We start from the raw sequence: 26,257 nt of genomic DNA on the forward strand, positions 1-26,257 counted from the left end.
GCCCGAGCGGCGGATTCCCGCTATGGCGAAGACCCGTGAAACATGTCCTGTCCCACCAGCCTGTCGAGGCGGATCGGCAGGTCGCGGACACGGACGCCGGTGGCGTGGTGCACCGCGTTGGCGACCGCCGCGGCGGTGCCGACGATGCCGATCTCACCGATGCCCTTGGACCCCATCGGGTTGAGGTGCGGATCGTCCTCCTCGACCCAGAACGCCTGGATGTCGGGCACGTCCGCGCAGGTGGCGATGTGATACTGGGCGAAGTCGTGGTTGAGGTAGTCGCCGAACTCGCGATCCAGGACGCTCTCCTCCAGCAGGGCCATGGACAGGCCCATCGTCATCCCACCGATGAACTGCGAGCGCGCGGTCGCCGGATTGATGATCCGGCCCGCGGCGAACACCCCGAGCAGCCGCAGCACGCGCGTCTCCCCGGTGTCGGTGTCCACGCCCACCTCGGCGAACTGCGCGCCGAAGGCGTGGCGCGCGAACCGCTGCTGCCCGCTGATCTCCTCCGTCGTGTCGGCGCTCGCCTCGACACCCTCGGCGGGCAGGTCGCCGCCCCGCCGATCGAGCTCGTCCACCAGCGCCTCGCAGGCCCGCACCACGGCCGTGCCCCACGAGGCGGTCCCCATCGACCCGCCGGCCAGCGAGGCGGTGGGCAGCGCGCTGTCGCCGATCTCCACCCGGACCCGGCTCACCGGGGTACGGAGCGCGTCGGCGGCGATCTGGGTCAGCACCGTCCGGGCGCCGGTGCCGATGTCGGCGGCGGCGATCCGTACGGTGAACCAGCCGTCCGGCTCTGCCCGGACGCTCGCCTGGGAGGGGCGCCGGTAGACCGGATAGGTGGACGCCGCCACCCCGGTCCCGGCCAGCAGCCGGCCCCGGCGCCGGACTCCCGGCGTGGGATCCCGGTCGGCCCAGCCGAACCGCCGGGCGCCTTCGCGCAGGCAGGCCACCAGGTTGCGGGAGCTGAACGGCAGCCCGCTCTCCGGGTCGGTGTCCGGCTCGTTGCGGATCCGCAGCTCGATCGGGTCGAGCCCGCAGGCGATCGCCAGCTCATCCATCGCCGACTCCAGCGCGAACATCCCCGGAGCCTCGCCGGGCGCGCGCATCCAGGAGGGCGTGGGGACGTCGAGCCGGACCAGCCGGTGGGTGGTGCGCCGGGCAGGTGCGGCGTACATCATCCGGGTGGGCGTGGTGGTCTGCTCGGCGAACTCCCGGACCGTGGAGCTCTGCTCGAACGCCTCGTGCACGATCGCGGTCAGCCGCCCACCGGCGTCCGCGCCGAGCCGTACCCGCTGGATCGTCGGGGTGCGGTAGCCCGTCACCGCGAACATCTGCTGCCTGGTCACCGTGAGCTTGACCGGACGCCCGGCCTGTTTGGCGGCGAGCGCCGCGAGCACGGTGGGCGACCAGGGCGTGCCCTTGGCGCCGAAGCCGCCGCCCACGTGCGGGGATATCACCTGGACGTGGGCGGGCGGCAGGCCGAACAGCGGTGCGAGCGTGTCGCGGACCGCCGACGCGCCCTGGTTGGAGTCGTGGAGCGTGAGCCCGTCGGCGTCCCATTCGGCGACCGTGGCGTGCGGCTCCATCGGGTTGTTGTGCTCGGCCGGCGTGGTGTAGGTGGCGTCCACCACGACCGGGGCGGAGGCGAGGGCGGCGTCCGGATCGCCCTGCTCGACATCGGCGGGGAGGTCCGGATTGACCTGGTCCGGCCGGTACAGTCCTGGATGATCGGCGCGCAGTTCGACGTCGTGCCGCTCAGCCGCGTACTCCACCCTGACCCGGCTGGCCGCCTCCCTGGCGTCCTGGAGCGTCTCGGCCATCACGACCGCGACGTACTGGCCGCGGTAGGCCACCCGCGGGGACTGGAGCACGGCCAGTTCGGGGTCGTCGGTGGGGGCCAGCCTGGGGGCGTTGCCGTACCAGATGGCGGCGATCACGCCGGGACACTTGAGCGCGCCGTCGATGTCGACGGCGCGGATCTCGCCGCGGGCGACGGTGGACTGCACCGGTGCCGCGTGGACCAGATCCCGCGGGGTGTACTCGGAGGCGTACCGGGCGCGGCCGGTGACCTTGTCCAGGCCTTCGACCCGGCTCATCGCCGAGCCGACGGACCGCGGGGTCGTGGTGGTCATGGTGTCTCCACGAGATCGGTGAGGGTACGGACCAGCACGTTCCGGGCGAGCGGCACCTTGAAGCCGTTCTCCGGCAGCGGACGCGCCCGGGTGAGCTCGGCGTCCGCCGCACGGGTGAACTCCGCCGCGGTGGCGGGAGCCCCGCGCAGCGCCTCCTCGGCGAGCTCCGCCCGCCAGGGCGCGTGCGCGATCCCGCCGAAGGCGATCCGGCAGTCCCGGACCACGCCGTCGGTCACGTCCAGCGCCGCCGCCACCGACACCACGGCGAACGCGAACGAGGCACGGTCTCGCACCTTGCGGTACCGCGACCGGGTGGCGAACGGCAGCGCGGGCAGCTCCACCGCGGTGATCAGATCGCCCGGCTCCAGCACGGTGTCGCGGTCCGGCTCGTCACCCGGTAGCCGGTGCAGCCCGGGTATCCGCACCTGACGCGTCCCCCGCCGCCCCTCCACATGCACGGCCGTGCCGAGCGCGGCCAGCGCCACGGCCATGTCCGAGGGGTGGGTGGCCACGCAGGCGGCGGAGTGGCCGATGACCGCCAGATTACGGTGGTCGCCCTCGATGGCGGGGCAGCCCGAGCCGGGCCGCCGCTTGTTGCACGGCTTGGTGACATCCTGGAAGTAGGGGCAGCGGGTGCGCTGCAGCAGGTTGCCGCCGACCGTGGCCATGTTGCGGATCTGACCGGACGCACCGGACAGTACGGCCTCGGCGAGCATCGGGTATCGCCGCCGCACGGCCGGGTGCGCCGCCAGGTCGCTGTTGCGCACGCCCGCGCCGATCAGCAGGCCACCGCCCGCGGTGTCCTCGACCGTGTCGGAGGCGACCCGGGTGACGTCCACCAGAGCCTCGGGTGAGACGACGCCCAGCCGCATCAGGTCCACCAGGTTCGTGCCGCCGCCTAGGTACATGGCGTTGGGCCGCTCGTCAAGCGCGGCCACCGCCGCCCGCGCGTCCGTTGCCCGCCGATAGGTGAAGGGCTTCACGGTGCCACCTCTCCGATGGCGGCGACGATGTTGACGTAGGCTCCGCAACGGCACAGGTTGCCGCTCATCCGCTCCCGGATCTCGTGGTCGTCGAGGCGCGGTGAGGTGCTCACATCCGGGGTGACCACGCTGGGCCACCCCGCGGCGGCCTCGGCCAGCATTCCGACCGCCGAGCAGAGCTGCCCCGGCGTGCAGTAGCCGCACTGGAAGGCGTCGTGTTCGATGAACGCCGTCTGCAGCGGATGCGGGATGGTGCCGTCGGCGAGCCCTTCGACCGTGGTGATCTCCCGGTCGTCGAGGGTCACCGTCAGTGCCAGGCAGGACTTCATCCGTCGTCCGTCCACCAGCACCGTGCAGGCCCCGCACTGCCCGTGGTCGCAGCCCTTCTTCGCCCCGATGAGGTCGAGCTGCTCGCGCAGGGTGTCAAGGAGCGTCTCCCGCGTGTCCACGGTGAGCGGGTACCCGGTCCGGTTGACCGACAGCCGGATGTCCATGGTGACCGGAGTCGAGGCATCCCATGGTGCCGTATCGGCTTCGTCATTCATGGCGCTTCTCTACCCGGATGTCCGTTACGCATTTCCCCGTGCCCGTCAACGGACGTTTGACTTTCGCCGCCGGGCAGCGCCCTGAGGATCTCACCTCTCCGGGAGGCGTAACCCCTCGGTGAGCTGCTCCCGTATCCGGTCGGCCGCCAGAGAATCCATGCTGTCGGTCAGGGCGAGCGCCTGTACCAGCGCTTCGCGTGCCGCGGACTTGTTTCCGGCGGCCAGGTGCGCGTTGTTGATCATGATGAGGGTGCGGGCCTCGTGGAGCGGGACCCGTATCCTCTCGTACAGGGACAGGGCCTGCTGGAAGTGTGACACGGCCTGTGCCGGGTCGGTGTTCGCGAGAGCCAGCTCGCCCAGTCCGACCAGCACCCGTGCCTCCGCGAGCCGCTGGCTTGACGTGTTGGCCAGCATCAGGGAGTGGCGCAGCGCGCTCTCCGCCTCCTTCAGCATGCCCTGCCGTAGCCGCGCGATGCCCAGTCCGTGTAGCGCGTACGCCTCTCCCGTGGGGTCGCCGAGGTCCCTGACGACGGTCAGCGCCTCGTCGAACACGCATGCCGCGAGAGCCGGTTCGTCCGCCTGGAGATGGGTGTGGCCCATCCGGTGCAGGACCTGTGCCTTCACCCTTCTGCTGCCCCCGTTACCGCTGAGCCGCAACGCCTCCGACAGCAGTTGCTTGGCGCCGTCGAGGTCGTCGAACTCCAGCCGGAGCTGGGCCAGGTTGTGGAGTGAGTAGGCGGCGGCGACCTGGTCACCGATGTCGCGGAATATCTCCAGTGCCCACTGGTAGCGTGCGGCCGCCTCGTCGAAGCGGCCGTTCATCCGGTCCAGGAACCCGATGTTGCGGATGGCCATGGCCACCCCTCGATCATCGTTGATCTCCCGGAACAGGTTGACCGCCGCTTCGAAATCACGCTGTGCGTCGTCGAACCGCTGCTCGGTGATGGCCAGCGATCCCATTGAGTGAAGCACCGCGGCCTGGCCTCGCTTGTCCCGGGCCTGCCGGCTGGCTGCCAAGGCGATCTCGTGGGTCTCGCGCCAGTCGTCGAGGTAGACCCGCGCCTCGAAGAATGCCACGGCGTTGACCGTAAGGCTCCAGCAGAGCTCGACGAAGCCCGCCTGTGCCGCCTGCCGGATGCTGGACACCAGGATCATCCGCTCGCGCTCGAACCAGGAGAGCGGCGCCGCCACCAGCTGGTCCACCAGCTTCTTGGGCATCGACCACAGGGGGGCCTCGCTGCGGACCAGGATGTCGGGGCCGTACTCCCGGTGACGGGCTGCCTCCGCGAGGAAGAGCAGGCCGCCGAGTGCGCGGCCCAGTGCCGCGCTGCGCTCGGCGGCCTGCTCTTCCGCGGCGAGGCGTTCCCGGGCGAACACCCGGATGAGGTCGTGGAATCGATACTGGGTGTGCACGCCTCGCCCGACCCCGGTGGTCTCGACCAGCTGCGCGTCGGCCAGGTCGTCCAGCAGGTCCTGGGCGTCGCTGAAGGGCAGGTCGAGGAGGGCGGCGCTGATCCAGGCGGGGAAGAGCCGGGAGTCCAGGATCGCCAGCCGGCGGAAGAGCCGCTGGGCATCCTTGCCCGCGCTGTCGTAGGTCAGCGAGATGCTGGCCCTGATCCCCATATCGCCGTGCCTGAGCTCGTCCAGCCGGTGGGTCTCGTCCTCGAGCCGGTCCACCAGCTGCTCGATGCTCCAGTGAGGGCGCGCCAGGAGGCGGGCGCCGGCGATGCGCAGTGCCAGGGGGAGCCGGCCGCAGAGCTCGGCCAGAGCAGCGGCGGACTCCGCTTCGGACTGTACCCGCTCGACCCCGGCTATCCGTGACAGCAGGTCTATCGACTGGCTGGAGTCGAAGACGTCCACGTCGACGTGGATCGCGCCGGCCAGGCCGGCGAACCTGCTCCGGCTGGTGATGATCACGGCTGAGGCGGGATTGCCGGGCAACAGCGGCAGGACCTGGCTCTCGTTGCCCGCGTCGTCGAGAACGATCAGCATCCTGCGGTCGGCGAGCAGAGCGCGGTACATCTCGGCCCGCTCCTCCAGGCCGTCGGGGAGCGCGGTGCCGGGCACACCGAGCACGCGGAGGAAACGTTCGAGCACCTGCATCGGACTGGTCGGGCGCGAGACGCCTCCGTGCAGGTCGGCATAGAGCTGCCCGTCGGGAAAATGGTCGGCGACGTTGTGCGCGGCGTGCACCGCGACGGTGGTCTTACCGACCCCGGCCTTCCCGACGATCGCGATGATCGGTACGGCGAAGTGGGAGCGGTCGCAGGAGGTGAGCGTCAGCCACTGCCGGATGTCGTCGATCTGCTTGGTACGGCCGGTGAAATCGGCGATGTCGGTGGGAAGCATGCCGGGGATGCTCGGTACGCGGGCCGTCAGTTCCCCGATGGCGCGGGCAGGTGCCGCCGGGAGGTCGAGGCTCTCGTCGGAGGTGAGGATGGCGTGTTCGAGCTGCTGGAGCCGTTCGTCGGGCTCGATCCCCAGTTCTTCGATCATGGTGCGCCGGGCGAGCCGGTAGACCTGCAGTGCCTCCGCCTGGCGTCCCGAACGGTACAGCGCCAGCATCAACTGACCGCGGAGCCGCTCACGCAGCGGATACTCCTGCACGAGCTCGTTGAGCTCGCCGACCAGTTCGTGATGCCTTCCCAGGTCCAGTTCGAGCTGGACGCAGTCCTCGTTCGCCGTGATCCGGCGCTCGGCGAGCCTGCTCGCCGCCGACTGCACGAGCCTGCTCTCGATGCCGTTCAGGGCGGGCCCACGCCAGAGCGTGAGCACCTCGCGGTAGCGGTCTATGGCTTCGTCGAGGTTGCGGCCCTCACGGGCGCGCCGGGCCTGGAGGATGAGACTCTCGAAGCGGTGCGAGTCGATCTGGCTGCTGTCGGCCTGGAGCGCGTATCCCTGGGCCTGGGTGGAGATGACGTCGGCGCTGCCGTGGGCGAGGAACAGGCGCCGCAGGGCGGATATGCAGATCTGCACCTGAGCCCGTGACGTGGTCGGCGGATCGTCTCCGTAGATCGCCTCCATGAGGCGGCCGGTGGTGACCGCGCGGTTGGCGTCGAGGAGGAGCAGAGCGAGCACGGTCTGCTGTCTGATGCCTCCGAGGTCCAGCCGTTGACTGCCGGCAGCGACCTCCAGAGGCCCGAGAAGGCGAAATTCCACCGCATCTCCTTGAAGAAAACACGCAACCCCGGCTTGTGCGAAAGCCCCTGCACTCCCCGATGCGAGAGAAGTGCCGTCCGTACAACATCAGTGTCAGGTGTGCGTCTCAGGGAGGCACAGGGGAATCGGCTCTGTAACGACAATTTTCATTGATGGCCCCGTCCTGTCCGTGGCCGCTGGTTTACCGATATCAGAGTCACCCCGTGTGTAATGTATTACTTTGGTGTGGAGTGTACTGCTTCGCATGGTTTCACGCCACAGAGGCACCATACGACTCCAATGAGTTCAACTGCTGTTGTGACCATATTTCCGCCGATGTAAGAGAAGAAAGAACGGCCGGAAACATAGTGTTTCCGGCCGTATGGGCGGTTTGTGCCAACCCGCGACAGTCACTTCATGAGCTCACCGGCTCATTCCTTTCCCCACGGGTCGCCATTCGGGAGGACCGTCGGGCTCGGCGACGGCGTGAGGTCGGAAGCATGCTGCACATCCGAGGCGGATGCGGCTGTGATCCCGGTGGCGCTCACGGCCGCCAGGCCCGCAGTGGCGATAATGGCGGAGAAAGCGAAGCGGAAGACGCGGCTGCTGGTGTGGTCGCTCATTTCTTTTGACCTCTTGTCTGTCGCGGTGGCCTGTGATATCAGGTCGGCCGATTGTTGCAACTTAAACGTCGCACCCCCCGCCATTCAGTCATTATCGGATCGCTTCTGCCGCACCATCGGCGCAGTTCAAAAGGGTGAGAAAGTCTCTGGCCGTGAAGCGGACCGGGGCCTGCCGCCGCGGGGCCGCCGCGGTTCTCTCCACGCCGGGGCTTGCCCGTGTGGGACTCCTCGCCATGTCCGAACGTGCCCGGACTAGCCGGGCACGTTCGGGAGATCCGAGATGCTGTCCAGCCAGGCCTGGTGCAGACCGGCGAAGCGGCCCGCGTCCGCGATGAGCCGGTCGGGCGGGCCGTCCTCCACGATCCTGCCGCCGTCCATCACGAGCACCCGGTCGGCGATCTCGATGGTCGACAGCCGGTGGGCGATGATGAGAGCCGTCCGGTCCGCCAGGATCGTCCGCATCGCCCGCTGCACCAGCCGCTCGCCGGGAACGTCCAGGCTGGAGGTGGCCTCGTCGAGGATCAGCACCGCGGGGTCGGCGAGGAAGGCCCGGGCGAACGCCACGAGCTGCCGTTGTCCGGCTGACAGTCGGCCGCCGTGCTTGGCGACCTGGGTGTCGTAGCCGTCGGGAAGCGCCGAGATGAAGTCGTGGGCCCCGATCGCCCGGGCGGCCTCGACGACCTCGGCCATGGCCGAACCGGGCCGGCCGAACCTGATGTTGTCGGCGACCGAGCCGGTGAACAGGAAGTTCTCCTGTGTCACCATGACCACCGCGCCGCGCAGCGCGTCCTCGCCAAGGTCGCGCAGGTCGACCCCGTCGAGCAGCACCCGGCCGGCCACCGGGTCGTAGAACCGGGAGACCAGCTTCGCCAGTGTGGTCTTCCCCGCCCCGGTGGTGCCGACCAGCGCCACGCTCTGCCCTGCCGGGATCGCCAGATCCATCCGGTGCAGCACCGGGGTGCCGTCCAGATAGGAGAATTCCACCTCCTCGAACCTGACCTCCCCCCGGGGCCGTTCCAGCGTGACGGGGTCGCTCGGCTCGGCCACCGCCGGCCTCTCCTCCAGCACGCCGGAGAGCTTCTCCAGGGCCGCCCCTGCCGACTGGAAGGTGTTGTAGAACTGGCTGATCTCCTGCATCGGCTCGTAGAACTGGCGCAGGTAGAGCAGGAACGCGGCGAGCACGCCGACCGTGATGCCGCCGCCGATGGCCAGCCAGCCGCCGTAGAACAGGACCGCGGCGATCGTGACGTTCCCGATCAGCTTGACGCCCGGCATGAAGAGCGCGATGAGGTGCATGCTCCGCACGTTGGCGTCCCGGTAGTCGGCGTTGAGCTGGGAGAAGATCTCCTGGTTGCGCGGCTCCCTGCGGAACGCCTGGACCGCCCGTATACCGGTCATCGACTCCACGAAGTGGACGATCACCAGTGCCACGGTCTCCCGGGTCCTGCGGTAGGTGATGCTCGACTGCCGCCGGAACCAGCGGGTGAACAGCACCAGGACCGGCAGGGGCAGCAGGGCGACCACGGCGAGGTGGACGTCCAGGACGAGCAGCAGGACCGCGGTGCCGGTCAGCGTCAGCACGGCCGTGACGAGGCCGTCGAAACCCGACTGCAGCATCTCGGAGATGGCTTCGATGTCAGAGGTGAGACGGGCCACGACCCGGCCCGAGGTGTAGTCGTCGTGGAACGACAGTGACAGCTTCTGGAAGTGGCCGAAGACACGACGTCGTAGCTCCAGCAGGATGTTCTGGCCGATGCGGCCCGCCATCCTGAGGAACACCTGCCGGGTCACCGCCTGGATGACCGCCGCCGCCAGCACCGCCGCGACGACCGCCACCAGCGTGGCCGGCCCCCTGCCCGAGATCATCGGCGGGATGCCCGCGTCGATACCCACCTTGACCAGGTAGGGAATGGCGAGGGAGGCGGCATTGCTCAGCACGATGATCGCGACGAGTAGGGTGATCTCCCTGCGGTACGGCCGTAGCAGCTCGCCGAGCAGCCGCCTGGATCGGGCGCGGAGCAGGAACGACACCTGATCCGACAGATCGTCCTTGTTCTCGGCGGCGACGCCGCGCCAGTCCTGTGTCGTGGTCCGGCTCACCGGAGCGCCCCCTCGCTGTCCAGGTCGTCCAGGTCATCCAGGTCGTCCAGGTCATCCGGGCCGTCCGGGTCGCCTTCCAGGTCCGCCGAGAGCAGAGCCCGATACTCCGGCACGCTCGCCAGCAGCTCCTGGTGGCGGCCGACGTGTGCGATCGTGCCGTCCAGCAGGAGGGCCACCTTGTCGGCGAGCAGCACGGTGGAGGCCCGGTGCGCGACGACGATCCCGGTGGCGTCCCGCAGGACGTGCCGCAGCGCCTCCTCCACCAGGGCCTCGGTCTCGACGTCCAGGGCCGACAGGGTGTCGTCCAGCACGAGGACCTTCGGCCGGTTCAGGACCGCACGGGCCAGGGCGAGGCGCTGGCGCTGGCCGCCGGACAGGGACATGCCCTGCTCGCCGATCCTGGTCTCCAGCCCCCACGGCAGCTGGTGGACGAACCCGGCCTGGGCGATCCGCAACGCCTCCTCGATCTCCTCCTCGGAGGCGTCGAGTCGCCCAATCGTGAGATTCTCCCTGACACTCATGGAGAACAGGGTCGGCTCCTCGAAGGCCGTGGCGACCATGGAGCGCAGGGTGGGCAGCGACAGGTCCCGCACGTCGTGCCCGTCGATCGTGACCCGGCCCGCGCTGACGTCGTGCAGCCGGGGGACGAGGGCGGTCAGCGTGGTCTTGCCCGAACCCGTCGCGCCCACGACCGCGACCGTCTCTCCCGGCCGCACATCCAGCCAGACGTCGCGGAGCACCGGCCCGGCTGCGCCGGGGAAGCGGAACTCCACGCCCTCGAAACGGAGATGCCCGCGAGGACGCTCGATCACGCCGGTGCCTCCGGTGATCTCCGGCTCGGTGTCGAGCACCTCCATGACCCGGTCCGCCGAGGTCATCGCCTCCTGGGCCATCACCAGGATGAAGCCGAGGGCCGAGACGGGCCACACCAGCTGCAGCATCAGCGTGGTGAACGCCACCAGCGTGCCCAGCGTCAGCGAGCCCGAACCGACCGCGAGCGCGCCGAGCAGCAGCACGACGGCGAGCGTGACGTTCGGGATCACCTCCAGGAAGGTGAAGAACCGCGCCGACAGCCGTACCTTCTCCATCGAGGTCCGGTAAACCCTGCGAGCTCCGTCGTCGAAGGTGCCGAAGACGTGACCGCCACGGCCGAAGGCCTTGATCGTACGGATACCGACCGCGGACTCCTCGATCACGGTGGCGAGGTCACCCTGCTCGTCCTGGACCTGGCGGGAGACGACGATGTAGCTCCGCTCGAAGCGCAGCGAGGTGACCACGACCGGTAGCGCCGCTGCGGCGACCAGCAGGCCGAGCGGCCAGTACATGTGCAGCAGCAGCCCCGTAACCGTCACGATCTGGATGGATATCAGGACGAGGAAGAGCATCCCGAAGCCGAGGAAGCGCCGGATCACCGACAGGTCGGTCGTCGCGCGGGAGAGCAGCTGGCCGGACTGCCAGGCACCGTGGAAGCTCATCGGCAGTCGCTGCAGGTGCCGGTAGAGGTCGTCGCGGATCGTGGTCTCCAGGCCGAGGACGCCCTCGGTCAGGAACCACCTGCGCAGGAAGACGAAGAACGCCTCCAGTACTCCCAGCGCCAGGGCGAGGAGCGCGAGGGGGAGAAGGGCTCCGGTGTCACCGCGGGCGACGGGGCCGTCGATGATCTCCTTGCCGATCAGCGGGATGACGATCCCGATCCCGATCCCGCCCAGGGCCGATATCCAGATGAGAAGCAGGCGGGTCCGGTATGGGCGGAGATAGGATTTCAACCGCCACAGCGAGTTGGTTCTGACGCTGTGCGGGCTGGGGTCCGGGGTCTGATGGGCTTCGATATCTCGCTCGGGAGCGGTGGTATCAGGGGGCATCAGCAGGCAGCACACTCCTTACCGGTCTCATTTGAGTTGATCGCCGTTCCGGGCCAAGGGCCCACTAAGGCTAAGACCCCCGTCAACCGGATTTCCGCGTCGCGGGTCTCGGCACTGTCCTGCCGGACCGGGGTCCCCCCGGCCGCCTGCTCGACGTGAGGTGACTTCCAGAGTCTCCGCGCTCTGACATGGCGTCGGCAATTGTCCTGACAGTGGTCGTCCTGTAACTCCGAGTCCCCACTCAGGTGTCGGACCGGTCGGCACCGGAGGCCGTCCGCACGGAGGGTGGGAGCCCGGGACCGGTGGGTATCGCCCAACCCCGGCGGGGGATGATCGAAGCAGGGGGAACCGTCCACCTGGAGCGGGCGGCTCGAAAGGTGATCGGAAAGGAGCAGCCGATGAACAGGGCGCGGGGGCAGCTACGTGTCTATCTGGGCGCGGCCCCCGGGGTCGGCAAGACCTACGCGATGCTCGCGGAGGGACACCGGAGACTGGCACGGGGCACCGACGTGGCCGTGGGTCTCGTCGAGCCCCACGGCCGCGCCCGCACCGCCGAGCTGATCGAGGGCCTGGAGGTCGTCCCCCGCCGGACCGTCGTCTACCGGGGGGCGAGTTTCACCGAGCTCGACGTGGACGCGGTCATCGCGCGTGAGCCGAAGGTGGTCCTGATCGACGAGCTGGCGCACACCAACGTGCCCGGCTCGAAGAACGCCAAGCGCTGGCAGGACATCGAGGAGATCCTCGACGCCGGGATCGACGTCATCTCCACCGTCAACATCCAGCACCTGGAGTCGCTGAACGACGTCGTCCAGCAGATCGCCGGGGTGCCGCAGCGCGAGACCGTGCCCGACGAGGTGGTCCGGCGGGCCGACCAGGTCGAACTGGTCGACATGACGCCCGAGGCACTGCGCCGCAGGATGGCGCATGGCAACGTGTACGCGCCGGAGAAGATCGACGCGGCACTGTCGAACTACTTCCGGGTGGGCAACCTGACCGCGCTGCGGGAGCTGGCCCTGCTCTGGGTCGCGGAAAAGGTCGACGACCAGCTCGACCGCTACCGCGCCGAGCATGGCATCGCGGGGGCCTGGGAGGCCCGCGAGCGCGTCGTGGTCGCGCTGGCCGGCGGCCCGGAGGGGGCCACGCTGATCCGGCGGGCCGCCCGCATCGCGGCCCGGACCAAGGGCGCCGACCTGCTGGCCGTCCACGTCACCAGGGCCGACGGCCTGGCCGAGGCGGATCCGGCGAGCCTGGTACGCCAGCGCGCGCTGGTGGAGAGCATGGGAGGCACCTACCACCAGGTCGTCGGCGACGACGTCCCGCGTGCCCTGCTCGACTTCACCCGGGGCGTCAACGCCACCCAGCTCGTACTCGGCGCCTCCCGGCGCGGCCGGTTCGCCCAGATCTTCTTCCGGGGTGTCGGAGTGACCACCACCGCGATGTCCGGCTCCATCGACGTCCACATCATCACCCACGCCGAGGCCGGAAAGGGCGTGCGGCACGTCCGGTCGAGGGCCGCGCTACCCGGATCGCGCCGGCTCGCGGGATGGGCCATGGCGTTGCTCGGCGTCCCCGCGCTCATCGCCGTGCTGATCCCCCTCAGGGGCGAGCTGACCATGCCCAGCGAGCTCCTGCTGTTCCTGCTCATGGTCGTCTGCGTGGCGCTGGTGGGCGGCCTGTGGCCGGCCGTCACCGCCGCCGTGGCCGGATTCCTCCTGCTCAACTACTACTTCACGACCCCGTTCACCCTGTTCGCCATCTCCAACCCGCCCAACGCGCTCACGCTGAGCGTCTTCGTCCTGGTGGCGGTCATGGTGAGCGGGGTTGTGGACGTGGCGGCCCGCCGCACCAGGGAGGCGGCGCGGGCGAGCACGGAGGCCGAGGTGCTGTCCACGCTGGCCGGCCACGTGCTGCGCGGCGAGGCGGCGTTGCCGTCCCTGCTGGCCCGGCTGCGCGAGACCTTCGCGCTGACCTCGGTCACGCTGCTGGAGCGGCGCGGCGCACCCGGCCCGGACGACCAGTCGGACCCCGAGGCCTGGCGGATCGTCGCCACCGACCCCGCCGGCGCCGCCCCCTGCACCTGCCCGGGGGCGGCCGACACCGACGTGGTCATCGACGAGCACCTGGTGCTGGCCGTACAGGGCAGGCTGCTGGAGGCGTCCGATCGGCGGGTGCTGGAGGCGTTCGCCGCCGAGGCGGCCGTGGCCCTGCGGCAGGACCGCCTGGAGGAGGAGGCCGAGCAGGTCGGGCCGCTGGCCGAGGCCGACAAGATGCGCACCGCGCTGCTCGCCGCGGTCACCCACGACCTGCGCATCCCGCTCGCCTCGGCCAGGATCGCCATCGACAGTCTGCGGAACAGCGAGATCGAGTGGAGCCGGACGGACCGGGACGAGCTGCTCGCCACCGCCGACGAATCCCTGGTCAAGCTGGACCGGCTGGTCGCCAACCTGCTCGACATGAGCCGCCTGCAGGCCGGCGCGCTCGGCCTCACCCTCCAGCCTGTCGCGCTCGACGAGATCATCACGCGCTCGATCGACGACCTCGGCCCGCTCCGCGACCGCATCGAGAGCGACGTCCCACCGGAACTACCCGAGGTGCTCGCCGACCCGTCGCTGACCGAGCGGATCCTGGCGAACGTGATGTCCAACGCCGTGCGCCACAGCCCGGCCGGCCAGCAGGTGCTCCTCACCGCGAGCTGGTACGGCGACCACGCCGAGATCCGCGTCATCGACCGCGGCCCGGGCATCCCCCGCGAGGCATACGACCGGGTGTTCATGCCGTTCCAGCGGCTGGAAGACCGCGACGACCACGACGGTGTCGGCCTCGGCCTCGCGCTCTCCCGGGGGCTCGCGGAGGTCATGGGCGGCACCCTCGTACCGGAGGAGACACCGGGGGGAGGCCTGACCATGACTCTTACGCTGCCCCTCTCCTCCAGGGCACGCACCTGACCCGCGTCCCCGTCCTCGACGACGGGGACGCGGATCCCGGGGTTCCCGCGGGCCCCGGCGGGATCCTCTCGCCGACGACAGGGCTCACGGTGCCGGCAGGATCTGGCGGGGCCGGCCGGGCGGGGTGGGACGGGGCCGCCATTCGCGGGGGTAGCCCAGGGAGACCTCCTCGAAACGCACGCCGTCGTGCCAGGTGGTGCGGGGGATGTGCAGATGGCCGTAGACGACGGTGTGGGCGTTGAAGCGTACGTGCCAGTCGGCTGTCCGCTCGGTGCCGCACCAGATGGTGAACTCCTGGTGACGCATGATCAGGGTCGGCTCGCGGACCAGAGGGTAGTGGTTGACGAGCACGGTGGGCAGGTCCGGGGAGCAGTCCGCCAGCCGGCGTTCGGTCTCGGCGATCCTGGCGGAGCACCAGGCGGGGCGGGAGGGGTGGGGGTCGGGATGGAGGAACATCTCGTCGGTGCACACCACCCCCCTGTCGTAGGCGAGCGCGAGCGCCTCCTCCGCCGTCGCGACGCCGGGCATGCGGAAGGTGTAGTCGTACAGCACGAACAGCGGGGCGACGGTGACCGGCCCGCCGGGCCCGTCCCACACCGGGTAGGGGTCCTCGGGGGTCACCACTCCCAGGTCGCCGCAGAGCTTCACCAGGTGCCGGTAACGTTCCTCGCCGCGGAGCTGCACCGGGTCGCTGGGGTGGGTCCACAGCTCGTGATTGCCCGGCACCCACACCACCTTGGCGAAGCGTTCGCTGAGCAGGCGCAGCGCCCACTCCACGTCGGCGACCTTCTCGGAGACGTCCCCGGCCACCAGTAGCCAGTCGGTGCCGGAGGCAGGCCGTAGCTCCTCGACGATGCGCCGGTTCTCCTGGTAGCCGATGTGCAGATCGCTGATGGCCAGCAGCGACGTCATACGTGTGCCGTCTTCGACGATTCGATGGGCGCTCCTGCCGTCAAGGTCGTTCTCCTTCGGTCGGGCCGGGGGATGTCGCAGCACCGCCCGGATCCCCGGGGGCGGGGCCAGTTTCTTGCCATGGCACGTGTTTGTCCAGGATCCGATCGATCATGGTGAAACTCGCACCACCGGGGCCGCTCGCCGGGTAAAGTCGCGCAGGACCACCCCGGGGCACCCACTCGGGGAGGCCGGCCGGTTCAGCGGAGGTCGCGGGCGGCGGCCACGGCGGCCTGGCCGAGACTGATGCCCCCGTCGTTGGGAGGGACGCGGCGGTGGGTCAGCACCCGGAACCCGTGGTGCCGGAGCGCCCGGACGAGCCTGCCGAGCAGTAGCCGGTTCTGGAAGACACCGCCGGACAGGGCGACCGTGCCGATGCCGGTCCGCGTACGGAGCTGCGCGCAGCCCGCGGCGGTGGCGGTGGCGAGCCCGTTGTGGAAGCGGGCGGAGACGATCGCCGGGTCGGTCCGTTCGCGCAGGTCGTCGACGACGGCCCGGACGAGGTCGCCGGCCTGGATCAGCAGGAGCTCCCCGGCGCCGGAGAGCCGGACCGGGTAGGCGGACTCCTCTGTGGGATCGGCCCGTTGCTCCAGGGCGTTCGCGGCCTGCCCCTCGTAGGTGACGGTGTCGCGGAGCCCGAGGATCGCCGCGACGGCGTCGAACAGCCGCCCGGCGCTGGAGGTGAGGGGGGAGTTGACGCCGGACCTGGCCACGGCCAGCACGTCGTCCCAGCTCCGGTGGCGGGAGCGCACCGGAAGATCGCCGGGTGGCGCGCCGCCGTAGGCGGCGTCCAGGTGCGCGGCGGCCATCCGCCAGGGGTGCCTGATCGCCGCCGTGCCGCCGGGCAGCGGCACCGGCGTCAGGCAGCCGGCCCGGGTGAAGCCGGTCAGGTCGGCCACGAGCAACTCGCCGCCCCAGAAGGTGCCGTCGGTGCCGTAGCCGAGGCCGTCGAAGGCCACGCCGATGACGGGGCCGGTCTCCCGGTTGTCGGCCAGACAGGAGGCGATGTGCGCGTGGTGGTGCTGGACCCCCACCAGTTCGACTCCGGCCACGTCGAGGGCGTACTTGGTGGACAGGTACTCCGGGTGGAGGTCGTGCGCGACCAGCCGCGGGATGATGCCGAACAGGCGCCGGAAGTGGTCGATCCCCTCGGTGAAGGAGCGCAGCGTCTCGTAGTTCTCCAGGTCGCCGATGTGGTGGGAGACGAAGGCGCGCTCTCCCTTCGCCAGGCAGAAGGTGTTCTTCAGCTCCGCGCCGCACGCGAGCACGGCCCGTCGTGCGGGATGGGGGAGCCGCAGGGGTTCGGGGGCGTATCCCCGCGACCTCCGCAGCGGGAGCCCGTCTCCTCGCGTCGCGAGGACCACCGAATCGTCGGTGCGGACATGGATGGGGCGGTCGTGGGTGAGGAAGCGGTCGGCGATCCCGGCGAGCCGGATGAACGCGTCGTTGTCCCGGTAGGCGATGGGCTCGTCGGACAGGTTTCCGCTCGTCAGGACGTACGGCCGGCCGATCTCCCTGGCGAGTAGGTGGTGCAGCGGCGTGTACGGCAGCATGACGCCGAGACGGTGGTCTCCCGGCGCCACCGCCTCGGCGAGCGGGGCGTCCGGGCGGCGGGGCAGCAACACGATCGGCCGGCGAGGCCCGGCGAGCAGCCGCTCGGCGTCGCGGTCGAGCTCGCACAGCGTGCGGGCGGCGTCGAGGTCGGCGACCATGACGGCGAACGGCCTGTCCTCGCGGTGCTTGCGTGACCGCAGGGCCCGTACGGCCTCCTCGTCGGCGGCGTCGACCGCCAGGTGGTAGCCGCCCAGGCCCTTGACCGCCAGGACGCCGCCCGAGCGCACCAGCTCGGCCGCGAGCCCGACGGGATCGCCCTCGCAGTCGGGGTCGCCGGGGCGGATCAGCCGCAGCGTCGGGCCGCAGACCGGGCAGCAGGTCGGCTGGGCGTGGAACCTACGGTCGTGCGGGTCGAGATATTCGCGCGTGCACTCCTGGCACATGGCGAACCCGGCCATCGTTGTGGCGGGCCGGTCATAGGGAACATCCCGGACGATGGTGAACCGCGGCCCGCAGTTGGTGCAGTTGACGAAGGCGTGGCGGTAGCGGCGGTCGGCCGGATCGAACAGCTCGGCCAGGCAGTCGGCGCAGGTGGCGACATCGGGAGAGATCAGTGTCGCCCGCCCGCCTCCCTCCCTGCTGCCGGTGATGTGGAAACCGTGGTCTCCGCGCGCGGGCACGGCCGTGGCGGTGACGCGGTGGATCACCGCCAGCGGCGGCGCGTGACCCCGCAGCTCCTCCTGGAAGCGCGTGACGTTCTCCCAGGTGCCCGCGGCTTCGATGAACACGCCCTCACCGTCGTTGCCCACCCACCCTGACAGCGCCAGTCGCCGGGCCAGGGAATGGACATGGGGCCGGAAACCCACCCCCTGCACGATCCCCTCGACCCGGATCCTGATCCGTGTCCGGGGCTCGGCCCGGGCCCGTCCGCTGCTCATGCGGCCATGGTCTCCGCGATTCCCGGGGAGGGGGCGATGGGCGCGCGTGTTCCCGGAGAGAAGGAAGCATCCATGATTGGACCTTTACTCCGGTTTGCAGCCCCCCGGGTGTCGACTCTGTGGACACGCAACGTAATCTGGCGACTACCGTAAATGACGGAGTGTCCATATGTCAGTGACATCGACCATGCAACTAGCCGTCGGCGAGGCATTCGACCGGCGTGATCGCGCCGGCCGCGCCCTCGCGGACGACTCCGAGCGCATCGCGCGGGCGTGCCATGCCATGGCGGCCCGGTTCCGCCTCGGCGGGAAGCTGATCGTCTTCGGTAACGGCGGCGGTGGTACGGACGCGGCCCACATCGCGGTGGAGTTCATGCACCCGGTCATCATGGGCAAGAGGGCGCTGCCCGCGCTGGCGCTGAGCAACGACGCCGCCACGGTCACCGGGGTGAGCAACCGGGAGGGGCTCGCCGAGACCTTCGCCCACCAGGTGCACCGCTGGGCCGATCCGGCGGACATGGCGCTGGGCGTCTCCCGCGACGGCCGTTGCGCGAACGTCCTGCGGGGCCTGGAGATGGCCAAGACGCTGGGTCTGTTCACTCTCGCCCTGACCGGCGGCGACGGGGGCCCCATCGCGCGGAGCACGGCGGCCGACCATGTCCTGATCGCCGCCTCGGACGATCCCGCCGTGGTCAAGGAGATCCACGTGACCACCTACCACGTGCTCTGGGAACTGGTGCACGTGTTCTTCGAGCTACCCGGCCCGCTCGGCGGCGAGGCGGACAGGGGGACGACCGGATGAGCGGGCCCATGGACTGTTCCGAAGGCGTGTGCGTCACCTGCTCCGACGAGGCCATCCCGGTGACGGTGATCCGGCTGGTCGATCCGGGCCTGGCGGTGGTCGACACCGGTGGCGTCGCCGAAGAGGTGAGCGTGGCGCTGGTCGACGCGGCCGTGGGCGACACCGTCCTCGTGCACGCCAAGGAGGCCATCGCCGTGATCGGGAGAGGAGACGGTGATGAGCACGCTTGAGGAGCCGCCCACCGAGGGGGTACGGGAGCTGTACCCCTTCCTCTACGAGGGGCGGAGCGACATCCAGTCGGTGCTGGCCGAGGCTGGCCGGTCCACCGAGGACAAGGCGGCCGAGATCGTACGGCTGCGCTGGCAGGTGGCCGAGGCGTCGGCCGACGCGCTCATGGAGTGCGCCGGGGAGATGGCCCTGCGGTTCGCCTCGGGCGGGCGGCTGTTCGCCTTCGGCAACGGAGGCAGCAGCACCGACGCCCAGGAGGTGGCCACCGCCTTCCTGCACCCGCCCTACGGCCTCTCCCTGCCGGCCCTCTCCCTGACCAGCGACGTCGCCGTGGTCACCGCCCTCTCCAACGACGTGGGATTCGAGGTCGTCTTCGCCCGTCAGCTCGCGGCGCTGGGGCGGCACGGTGACATCGCCGTCGGCCTGACGACGAGCGGAGACTCCTCCAACGTCGTCCGGGCCTTCGAGGAGGCAACGCGCCGGGGCATGCTCACCATCGGCCTGGCCGGGGACCGGGGAGGCCGGCTGGCCGAGCTCGACCTGCTCGACTACCTGTTCGTCATCCCGTCGTCGTCCGTGCACCGGATCCAGGAGGCCCAGACGACGGTCTACCACGTGCTGTGGGAACTCACCCAGCACGCCCTCGGCGCGGCACAGGTCCACGACACCGGGGACACCGGGTGACCGCCGTGGCTCGCCGCGGCCGCCGCCCGGGAGAGCCGCCGCTCTGACCCCCATCGCACAGTCCCCCACACCGACAACGATCCATCGCCATCGACGAGGAGTGGGGAGGCGGCATGACAGCGCAGACGGAGACGGCGGGCGGTACGCCGCGGGAGCAGGAAGAGCCGGTCGTCCACATTCTCTGGATCAACGGGGGGCTGAGCTGTGACGGGGACTCCGTCGCGCTGACCGCGGCCACCCAGCCGAGCATCGAGGAGATCGTGCTGGGCGCGCTTCCGGGGTTGCCCAAGGTCGCGGTGCACTGGCCGCTGATCGACTTCGAGTCCGGGCCGGTACAGGGCGCGGACGTCTTCATCGAATGGTTCTTCAAGGCCGACCGGGGGGAGCTGGACCCCTTCGTGCTGGTGGTGGAGGGGTCGATCCCGAACGAGGCGATCAAGCAGGAGGGCTACTGGTGCGGGTTCGGCAACAACCCGGACACCGGTCAGCCGATGACCACCAGCGAGTGGCTGGACCGGCTGGCGCCCAAGGCGACGGCGGTGCTGGCGGCCGGCACCTGCGCGACCTACGGCGGCATCCACGCGATGGCGGGCAACCCGACCGGCGCCATGGGGGTCGCCGACTACCTGGGCTGGGACTGGCGCTCGAAGGCCGGGCTGCCGATCGTCAACGTGCCGGGCTGCCCGATCCAGCCGGACAACCTGTCGGAGACGATTCTCTACCTGCTGTACCAGGTGGCCGGGCAGGCGCCGATGATCCCGCTGGACGAGGCGCTCCGCCCCACCTGGCTGTTCGGCCAGACGGTGCACGAGGGATGCGACCGGGCCGGGTACTACGAGCAGGGACAGTTCGCCACCGAGTACGGCACGCCCGAGTGCCTGGTGAAGATCGGCTGCTGGGGGCCGGTGGTCAAGTGCAACGTGCCCAAGCGCGGCTGGATGAACGGCATCGGCGGCTGCCCGAACGTGGGCGGCATCTGCATCGCGTGCACGATGCCCGGTTTCCCGGACAAGTTCATGCCGTTCATGGACGAGCCGCCCGGCGCCCGGGTGTCCTCGACCGTCAGCGGCGCCTACGGCGGGGTGATCCGCACCCTGCGCGGCATCACTCTCAGAACGGTCGACAAGGAGCCGAAGTGGCGCAAGAAGGGCCGCGAGCTGCTCACCGGTTACAAGGCGTCCTGGAGCTGACGTGAAGACCTCACCGAAATCGAAGCGGACCGCCCCGTCGGGGCAGCCACGCGAGCTGGTCGAGATGTCGTGGGATCCCATCACGCGGATCGTCGGCAGCCTGGGCATCTACTGCAAGATCGACTTCAAGAACCGGGAGGTGGCCGAGTGTTACAGCACCTCGTCGATCTTCCGCGGCTACAGCATCTTCATGAAGGGCAAGGACCCGCGCGACGCGCACTTCATCACCAGCCGGATCTGCGGGATCTGCGGTGACAACCACGCCACCTGCTCGGTCTACACGCAGAACATGGCCTACGGCGTCCGCCCGCCGGCACTGGGGGAGTGGATCCTCAACTGCGGTGAGGCGGCCGAGTACATGTTCGACCACAACATCTACCAGGAGAACCTGGTAGGGGTCGACTACTGCGAGAAGATGGTCCGCGAGACCAACCCCGGGGTGCTGGCCCAGGCCGAGCGGACCGAGGCCCCGCACGCCGCCGATCACGGCTACAAGACGATCGCCGACATCATGCGCTCGCTGAACCCGCTGGAAGGCGAGTTCTACCGCGAGGCGCTGGCGGTGAGCCGTACCACCCGGGAGATGTTCTGCCTGATGGAGGGGCGGCACGTCCACCCCTCCACGCTGTATCCCGGCGGGGTCGGCACGGTCGCGACAGTGCAGCTGTTCACCGACTACCTGAGCCGGCTGATGCGCTACGTGGAGTTCATGAAACGCGTCGTGCCGATGCACGACGACCTGTTCGACTTCTTCTACGACGCGCTGCCCGGCTACGAGGAGGTCGGCCGCAGGCGCGTGCTGCTGGGCTGCTGGGGCACCTTCCAGAACCCGCAGCACTGCGACTTCACCTACGAGAACATGAGCGCCTGGGGGCGCGAGATGTACGTCACCCCCGGCATTATCGTCGACGGCAGGCTCGTCACCAACGACCTGGTCGACATCAACCTCGGCATCCGGATCCTGCTGGGCAGCTCCTACTACGACGACTGGCAGGGGCAGGAGCCGTTCGTCACCCGCGACCCGCTGGGCAACCCGGTCGACATGCGTCACCCGTGGAACCAGCACACCATCCCGCACCCGCAGAAGCGTGACTTCGACGACAAGTACAGCTGGGTGATGTCGCCGCGCTGGTTCGACGGGCAGGACATGCTCGCCCTGGACACCGGCGGCGGCCCGATCGCCCGGCTGTGGTCGACCGCGCTGTCGGGGAAGGTGGACATCGGCTACGTCAGGGCGACCGGTCACAGCGTGCAGATCAACCTGCCGAGGACGGCCACCAGGCCGGAGAAGACCTTCGAGTGGAAGATCCCCGAGCGTAACGGCGAGCTGATGTCCAACGCGCTGGAACGCAACCGGGCCCGCACCTACTTCCAGGCCTACGCGGCGGCGTGCGCGCTGTACTTCGCCGAGCAGGGGCTGGCCGAGGTGCGCGCGGGACGCACCCAGACCTGGGCGCCGTTCACGGTCCCCGAGGAGGCGATCAGCTGCGGGTTCACCGAGGCGGTACGGGGGTTGCTGTCGCACCACATGGTGATCAGGAACGGCAAGATCGCCAACTACCATCCGTACCCGCCGACACCGTGGAACGCCAGCGTCCGCGACGTCAACGGCGTGCCGGGACCGTACGAGGACGCCGTGCAGAACACCCCGATCTTCGAGGAGAACCCGCCGGAGAACTTCAAGGGCATCGACATCATGCGCGCCGTGCGCAGCTTCGACCCCTGCCTGCCGTGCGGAGTCCACATGTACCTCGGCGACGGCAAGGAACTACGCAAGCTGCACACCCCCCATGCCGCCAGCACCCTGTGACCGGTCGGCCGCCGGGGAGCGGACGGCTCCCCGGCGTAAGGACGTGAGGAAAGGTGGGCCGGGCACGATGCCGCACGCCCAGGACGTTCAGGCGGCCGGCGGCCGCGTCGAGGCGCTGCTCGCCGAACTCGCCACGCTCGGCGACCCCGTGGCACGGGCCAAGGCCGAGGAACTCGTCCGCGTGCTGGTCGAGCTCTACGGAGCGGGCCTGGAACGCGTCATCGAGATCGTCACCGAGGCCGAGGCGGCCCAGGTGCTCCACCACCTCGCCGCCGACGACCTCGTCTCGGGCCTCCTCGTGCTGCACGACCTGCACCCGCTGACCACGGCGGAGCGCGTCCGCGAGGCCCTCGACACCGTACGGCCCTACCTCGGCCTGCACGAGGGCGGAGTCGAACTGCTCGGCGTGGAGGCGGACGGGGTCGTACGGCTGCGCCTTTCGGGCACCTGCCACGGCTGTCCCTCCTCGCAGCTCACCGCCACCCACGCCATCGAAGGCGCCGTCCTGCGGGCCGCACCGGAGGTGTCCAGGGTGGACGTCGAGGGCGTGGCGGACGACCGGGCACCGCTGCTGCAGATCCAGCACCGCCCGCCCCCCGGCCCGTGCACCGTGCCGGAGAAGGTCTCGTGACGGCCACCGGGCTGCGCCGGTTCCGCGAGCCCCGGCAGGCGGACGTGGCGCGGTGCGAGATGTGCGCCAAGCCGACGGGCGAGGAACACGGCCACGTGGTGAACATCGAGAGCCGGGCCCTGCTGTGCACCTGCCGGGCCTGCCACCTGCTGTTCACCCGCGACGCCGGAGCCCGCTACCGCGCGATGCCGGACCGCTACCTCCACGCCCCGTCGTTCCAGCTGACCGAGGCCGACTGGGACGCACTCCAGATCCCGGTCCGCATGGCATTCTTCTTCCACAACTCCACCCTCGGCCAGACCGTCGCCCTCTACCCGAGCCCCGCCGGGGCGACCGAGTCCCTCCTCCCGCTGACGACCTGGGAACGCGTCCTGGCGGCCAACCCGGCGCTGGCCGACGCCCAACCGGACGTCGAGGCGCTCCTGGTGGACCGCCGCCCGGAGGGCGGCTTCGCCTGCTACCTGGTGCCGATCGCCGCCTGCTACGGACTCGTCGGCCTGGTACGGCTGCACTGGAAGGGCTTCGACGGCGGCGGGGAGGCGTGGCAGGCCATCGACGGTTTCTTCGCGGAACTGCGCCGCCGCAGCCACGTCGTGCCGCCCGCGAGCCCCGGAGGAGAAGCCGATGGCCGATGAACTCACGTTCACCTGCGTCGGCGCGCGGGCGGAGCCGCACGCGGCCTTCCCGACACTGGTCTTCCGGCTGCGGATCACCGAACCGTCCCCCGGAGGACTGCACGCCATCGCGCTGCGCTGCCAGATCCGGGTGGAACCCCACCTGCGGCGCTACGCCCCGGCAGAGGCGGAACTCCTCGGTGACCTCTTCGGCGACCCCTCCCGCTGGGGCGACACACTCAAACCCCTGCAGTTCGCCACCGTCTCCATCACGGTCCCCGCGTTCGCAGGGGCCACCGAGATCGACCTGCCCGTGCCCTGCAGCTACGACCTGGAGGTGGCCGCGGGCAAGTATTTCGCCGCCCTCGACGAGGGCGAGGTCCCGCTGCTCCTGCTCTTCAGCGGAACCGTGTTCGCCAGAACACCCGGCGGTTTCACGGTGGGACAGGTGCCGTGGCACTGCGAGACCCGCCACGGGCTCCCGGTGACCGTCTGGCGGGAGCTGATGGACCGCTACTTCCCGGAGAGCGGATGGCTGCGGCTGCGCCGGGACACGCTGCGGGCCCTGCACCGGTTCAAGTCCGGACGCGCCGCGGCCACCTGGGACGAGGCCGTGGAACTACTCCTCAAGGAGAACGCGGGATGAGCGTGCCGATGGAGATCGCCCGCAGGGTGGCCGACGCGGTCCTGTACGAGGGCTACCTGCTCTACCCCTACCGCGCCTCGGCGGCCAAGAACCGGGTGCGCTGGCAGTTCGGGGTGCTCGTGCCCCCCGCGTTCTCCGCCACCGCCGAACCCTCCTCCAGCGTGACCGAATGCCTCCTCGAACGGGCCGAGGACGCCGTGGTACGCCTGCGTCTGCGGTTCCTGCACGTCAGGACCCGGAGCGTCGAGCGGGCCGAGGACGGCGGACACCGGCCGGTCGGCGAGCTGAGAAGCGGCGAGCGGACCTACCTCACCTTCGACGAGGCGACCGAGCGCGAGGTGGAGGCCGTCCTGCCCATCGCGGCACTGCTCGACGCCGAGCAGACGGTCGAGGTGCGCGTCCCCGGAGACCGTTCGGCCGAACTGATCCTCGCGCCGTCCGGCCAGAGAGAGGGCCGCGTCGTCTCCGAGCACCTGCCGCTCCGCGCGGCGCTGCGGGCCGGGGCCGAGCGGGTGCCGGGGCCGTACGACCTCGTCAGGCTGCGCGTCCGGGTGGAGAACACCTCAGGCTGGGACGGGCCGGACGCGACGCGCGAGCAGGCGCTCCGGCGCTCACTGGTCTCGGCCCACCTGCTCATCGGGGTGACCGGCGGCGCCTTCGTGTCCCTGCTCGACCCACCGGAGTGGGCCCGGCCGGTCGCGGAGAGCTGCCGTAACGAGCACACCTGGCCCGTGCTCGTCGGCGAGCCCGGCCACCGCGACGTGGTGCTGTCGTCACCGATCATCCTGTACGACTATCCGAACATCGCCCCCGAGAGCCCAGGCGACCTGTTCGACTCGACCGAGATCGACGAGATCCTCCACCTGCGCACGCTCACCCTCACCGACGAGGAGACGCGCGAGGCCCGGGCGACCGACCCACGGGCGGCCCAGCTTCTCGACATGGTCGGCGACCTGCCGCCCGAGCTGGTGGAGCGGCTCCACGGGGCGATCCGATACGTGGACGCGCCCCGGAAGCAGGAGGCGGCCGGCACACCCTGGTGGGACCCGGCGGCCGACGCCGGCGTGTCGCCGGACACCGACAGCGTGGTCGTCTCCGGGGTGGCGGTCGCGAAGGGCAGCCGGGTCCGGCTGGTTCCCGGCAGGCGCCGCGCCGACGCCCACGACATGTTCCTGGCCGGCAGGACCGCCCGGGTGGAGGCCGTACTCCTCGACCTCGACGGGACACGGCACCTGGCCGTCACCCTCGACGACGACCCCGGCGCGGACCTGCTCCGATCCCACGGGCGCTTCCTCTACTTCGCCCCGGACGAGGTGGAGCCCCTGGACGACGGAGCCGAACCGTCCGGAGACAGGATCGAGAACGAGGGGGCCGGCGCGTGAGCATCCTCATCGCGGGCGTCGGGAACATCTTCCTCGGCGACGACGGCTTCGGCGTCACGGTGGCCCGGCAACTGGCGGCCATGGACCTCCCCGACGGAGTCCGGGTCACCGACTTCGGTATCCGCGGCATCCACCTCGCCTACGAGCTCACCGGCGGCGGCCACGACACCGCGATCATTCTCGACGCCGCGGCGCGGGGCAGCCCGCCCGGCACGCTGTACGTGCTGGAGCCGTCGCCGGGCGAGTGCCCGGGCTCCTTCGTCGACGCCCACGCCATGACGCCGGAGTCGGTGCTGGCCCTGGCGGGCACGCTCGGCGGCGGAACCGGCCGGATCCTGCTCGTCGGCTGCGAGCCCGCCGACCTCTCCCCAGGCATGGAGCTGAGCGCACCGGTCGCGGACGCCGTCGGCCCCGCGGTGGAGCTCGTCCTGGAACTGGTCCGGCAACAGCTCGCGCCGGTGTACGCCGGCGCGGGTCACGAGGAGGAATGACC

The 26,257-nt window shown here is 70.4% G+C and carries 20 protein-coding genes; 11 read left to right on the plus strand and 9 right to left on the minus strand.

All coding sequences use genetic code 11. The features are described from left to right. Positions 1-20 precede the first annotated feature (20 nt). From ACIN94_RS29230 to ACIN94_RS29260, 7 genes are all read right to left on the minus strand, one after another. The gene (locus ACIN94_RS29230) at positions 21-2,138 is read right to left on the minus strand and encodes a xanthine dehydrogenase family protein molybdopterin-binding subunit (RefSeq protein ID WP_400712870.1); all 2,118 of its coding nucleotides are present in this window, start codon (positions 2,136-2,138) and stop codon (positions 21-23) included. Continuing rightward, entirely contained in the window at positions 2,135-3,121 is a 987-nt protein-coding gene (locus ACIN94_RS29235; protein ID WP_400712873.1) for an FAD binding domain-containing protein, read from the minus strand. The genes ACIN94_RS29230 and ACIN94_RS29235 overlap by 4 nt, the downstream gene beginning before the upstream one ends. Then, complete coding sequence (locus ACIN94_RS29240) at positions 3,118-3,666, minus strand: 2Fe-2S iron-sulfur cluster-binding protein (RefSeq protein ID WP_400712876.1); 549 nt, start codon at positions 3,664-3,666, stop codon at positions 3,118-3,120. The genes ACIN94_RS29235 and ACIN94_RS29240 overlap by 4 nt, the downstream gene beginning before the upstream one ends. A 90-nt stretch (positions 3,667-3,756) precedes the next feature. Next, the gene (locus ACIN94_RS29245) at positions 3,757-6,825 is read right to left on the minus strand and encodes a BTAD domain-containing putative transcriptional regulator (RefSeq protein ID WP_400712879.1); all 3,069 of its coding nucleotides are present in this window, start codon (positions 6,823-6,825) and stop codon (positions 3,757-3,759) included. 410 nt (positions 6,826-7,235) lie between these two features. Next, complete coding sequence (locus ACIN94_RS29250) at positions 7,236-7,427, minus strand: hypothetical protein (RefSeq protein ID WP_400712882.1); 192 nt, start codon at positions 7,425-7,427, stop codon at positions 7,236-7,238. A 252-nt stretch (positions 7,428-7,679) separates the two neighbouring features. Continuing rightward, the gene (locus ACIN94_RS29255) at positions 7,680-9,527 is read right to left on the minus strand and encodes an ABC transporter ATP-binding protein (protein WP_400712885.1); all 1,848 of its coding nucleotides are present in this window, start codon (positions 9,525-9,527) and stop codon (positions 7,680-7,682) included. Beyond that, positions 9,524-11,389, minus strand: coding sequence for an ABC transporter ATP-binding protein (locus ACIN94_RS29260; protein ID WP_400712888.1), 1,866 nt, complete (start codon positions 11,387-11,389; stop codon positions 9,524-9,526). The genes ACIN94_RS29255 and ACIN94_RS29260 overlap by 4 nt, the downstream gene beginning before the upstream one ends. Positions 11,390-11,787: 398 nt before the next feature. Between ACIN94_RS29260 and ACIN94_RS29265 the strand changes: the two genes are divergently transcribed. Then, entirely contained in the window at positions 11,788-14,334 is a 2,547-nt protein-coding gene (locus tag ACIN94_RS29265; protein WP_400712891.1) for an ATP-binding protein, read from the plus strand. An 84-nt stretch (positions 14,335-14,418) separates the two neighbouring features. Here the strand turns inward: ACIN94_RS29265 and ACIN94_RS29270 are convergent, their stop codons facing one another. Continuing rightward, the gene (locus ACIN94_RS29270) at positions 14,419-15,246 is read right to left on the minus strand and encodes a metallophosphoesterase family protein (protein WP_400712959.1); all 828 of its coding nucleotides are present in this window, start codon (positions 15,244-15,246) and stop codon (positions 14,419-14,421) included. Positions 15,247-15,485: 239 nt separating this feature from the next. Beyond that, positions 15,486-17,777 carry a carbamoyltransferase HypF gene (gene hypF, locus ACIN94_RS29275; RefSeq protein ID WP_400712894.1) on the minus strand — a complete coding sequence of 764 codons (2,292 nt, stop codon included), beginning with the start codon at positions 17,775-17,777 and terminating at the stop codon, positions 15,486-15,488. A gap of 169 nt (positions 17,778-17,946) precedes the next feature. Here hypF and ACIN94_RS29280 point away from each other — a divergent pair, with 169 nt between their 5' ends. The 10 genes from ACIN94_RS29280 (at position 17,947) to ACIN94_RS29325 (ending at position 26,255) form a co-directional block, all read left to right on the plus strand. Beyond that, entirely contained in the window at positions 17,947-18,579 is a 633-nt protein-coding gene (locus ACIN94_RS29280) for an SIS domain-containing protein (RefSeq protein WP_400712897.1), read from the plus strand. Positions 18,580-18,587: 8 nt separating this feature from the next. After that, positions 18,588-18,809, plus strand: a complete 222-nt coding sequence (locus ACIN94_RS29285) for a HypC/HybG/HupF family hydrogenase formation chaperone (protein WP_400712900.1) — start codon at positions 18,588-18,590, stop codon at positions 18,807-18,809. Beyond that, positions 18,796-19,491, plus strand: coding sequence for an SIS domain-containing protein (locus ACIN94_RS29290; protein ID WP_400712903.1), 696 nt, complete (start codon positions 18,796-18,798; stop codon positions 19,489-19,491). Before ACIN94_RS29285 ends, ACIN94_RS29290 begins: the two co-directional genes overlap by 14 nt. Before the next feature lie 113 nt (positions 19,492-19,604). Continuing rightward, a complete protein-coding gene (locus ACIN94_RS29295) occupies positions 19,605-20,681 on the plus strand; it encodes a hydrogenase expression protein HypE (protein WP_400712906.1) in 1,077 nt (358 codons plus the stop codon). Position 20,682: 1 nt separating this feature from the next. Beyond that, on the plus strand, positions 20,683-22,491 hold the full coding sequence (locus tag ACIN94_RS29300; RefSeq protein WP_400712909.1) for a nickel-dependent hydrogenase large subunit: 1,809 nt from the start codon (positions 20,683-20,685) through the stop codon (positions 22,489-22,491). Positions 22,492-22,558: 67 nt separating this feature from the next. Then, positions 22,559-23,122 (plus strand): NifU family protein, encoded by a 564-nt coding sequence (locus ACIN94_RS29305; RefSeq protein WP_400712912.1) that lies wholly within the window; start codon positions 22,559-22,561, stop codon positions 23,120-23,122. After that, entirely contained in the window at positions 23,119-23,757 is a 639-nt protein-coding gene (locus ACIN94_RS29310; protein WP_400712915.1) for a DUF5947 family protein, read from the plus strand. Before ACIN94_RS29305 ends, ACIN94_RS29310 begins: the two co-directional genes overlap by 4 nt. Beyond that, positions 23,747-24,382, plus strand: a complete 636-nt coding sequence (locus ACIN94_RS29315; RefSeq protein ID WP_400712918.1) for a DUF6084 family protein — start codon at positions 23,747-23,749, stop codon at positions 24,380-24,382. The genes ACIN94_RS29310 and ACIN94_RS29315 overlap by 11 nt, the downstream gene beginning before the upstream one ends. After that, entirely contained in the window at positions 24,379-25,764 is a 1,386-nt protein-coding gene (locus tag ACIN94_RS29320) for a hypothetical protein (RefSeq protein WP_400712921.1), read from the plus strand. Before ACIN94_RS29315 ends, ACIN94_RS29320 begins: the two co-directional genes overlap by 4 nt. Beyond that, the gene (locus tag ACIN94_RS29325; RefSeq protein WP_400712924.1) at positions 25,761-26,255 is read left to right on the plus strand and encodes a hydrogenase maturation protease; all 495 of its coding nucleotides are present in this window, start codon (positions 25,761-25,763) and stop codon (positions 26,253-26,255) included. Before ACIN94_RS29320 ends, ACIN94_RS29325 begins: the two co-directional genes overlap by 4 nt. The last annotated feature ends 2 nt before the right edge of the window (positions 26,256-26,257 follow it).

Origin of the sequence: Streptosporangium sp. NPDC087985 (assembly GCF_044741965.1) — a bacterium.
Taxonomy (GTDB): Bacteria; Actinomycetota; Actinomycetes; order Streptosporangiales; family Streptosporangiaceae; genus Streptosporangium.

Excerpts from the sequence above, each read along its gene's own strand:
- ACIN94_RS29230 (WP_400712870.1), bottom strand. The coding sequence starts at position 2,138 with ATGACCACCACGACCCCGCGGTCCGTCGGCTCGGCGATGAGCCGGGTC.
- ACIN94_RS29240 (WP_400712876.1), bottom strand. The coding sequence starts at position 3,666 with ATGAATGACGAAGCCGATACGGCACCATGGGATGCCTCGACTCCGGTC.
- ACIN94_RS29250 (WP_400712882.1), bottom strand. The coding sequence starts at position 7,427 with ATGAGCGACCACACCAGCAGCCGCGTCTTCCGCTTCGCTTTCTCCGCC.
- ACIN94_RS29260 (WP_400712888.1), bottom strand. The coding sequence starts at position 11,389 with ATGCCCCCTGATACCACCGCTCCCGAGCGAGATATCGAAGCCCATCAG.
- ACIN94_RS29265 (WP_400712891.1), top strand. The coding sequence starts at position 11,788 with ATGAACAGGGCGCGGGGGCAGCTACGTGTCTATCTGGGCGCGGCCCCC.
- ACIN94_RS29270 (WP_400712959.1), bottom strand. The coding sequence starts at position 15,246 with ATGACGTCGCTGCTGGCCATCAGCGATCTGCACATCGGCTACCAGGAG.
- hypF (WP_400712894.1), bottom strand. The coding sequence starts at position 17,777 with ATGAGCAGCGGACGGGCCCGGGCCGAGCCCCGGACACGGATCAGGATC.
- ACIN94_RS29280 (WP_400712897.1), top strand. The coding sequence starts at position 17,947 with ATGTCAGTGACATCGACCATGCAACTAGCCGTCGGCGAGGCATTCGAC.
- ACIN94_RS29285 (WP_400712900.1), top strand. The coding sequence starts at position 18,588 with ATGGACTGTTCCGAAGGCGTGTGCGTCACCTGCTCCGACGAGGCCATC.
- ACIN94_RS29290 (WP_400712903.1), top strand. The coding sequence starts at position 18,796 with ATGAGCACGCTTGAGGAGCCGCCCACCGAGGGGGTACGGGAGCTGTAC.
- ACIN94_RS29295 (WP_400712906.1), top strand. The coding sequence starts at position 19,605 with ATGACAGCGCAGACGGAGACGGCGGGCGGTACGCCGCGGGAGCAGGAA.
- ACIN94_RS29305 (WP_400712912.1), top strand. The coding sequence starts at position 22,559 with ATGCCGCACGCCCAGGACGTTCAGGCGGCCGGCGGCCGCGTCGAGGCG.
- ACIN94_RS29315 (WP_400712918.1), top strand. The coding sequence starts at position 23,747 with ATGGCCGATGAACTCACGTTCACCTGCGTCGGCGCGCGGGCGGAGCCG.
- ACIN94_RS29320 (WP_400712921.1), top strand. The coding sequence starts at position 24,379 with ATGAGCGTGCCGATGGAGATCGCCCGCAGGGTGGCCGACGCGGTCCTG.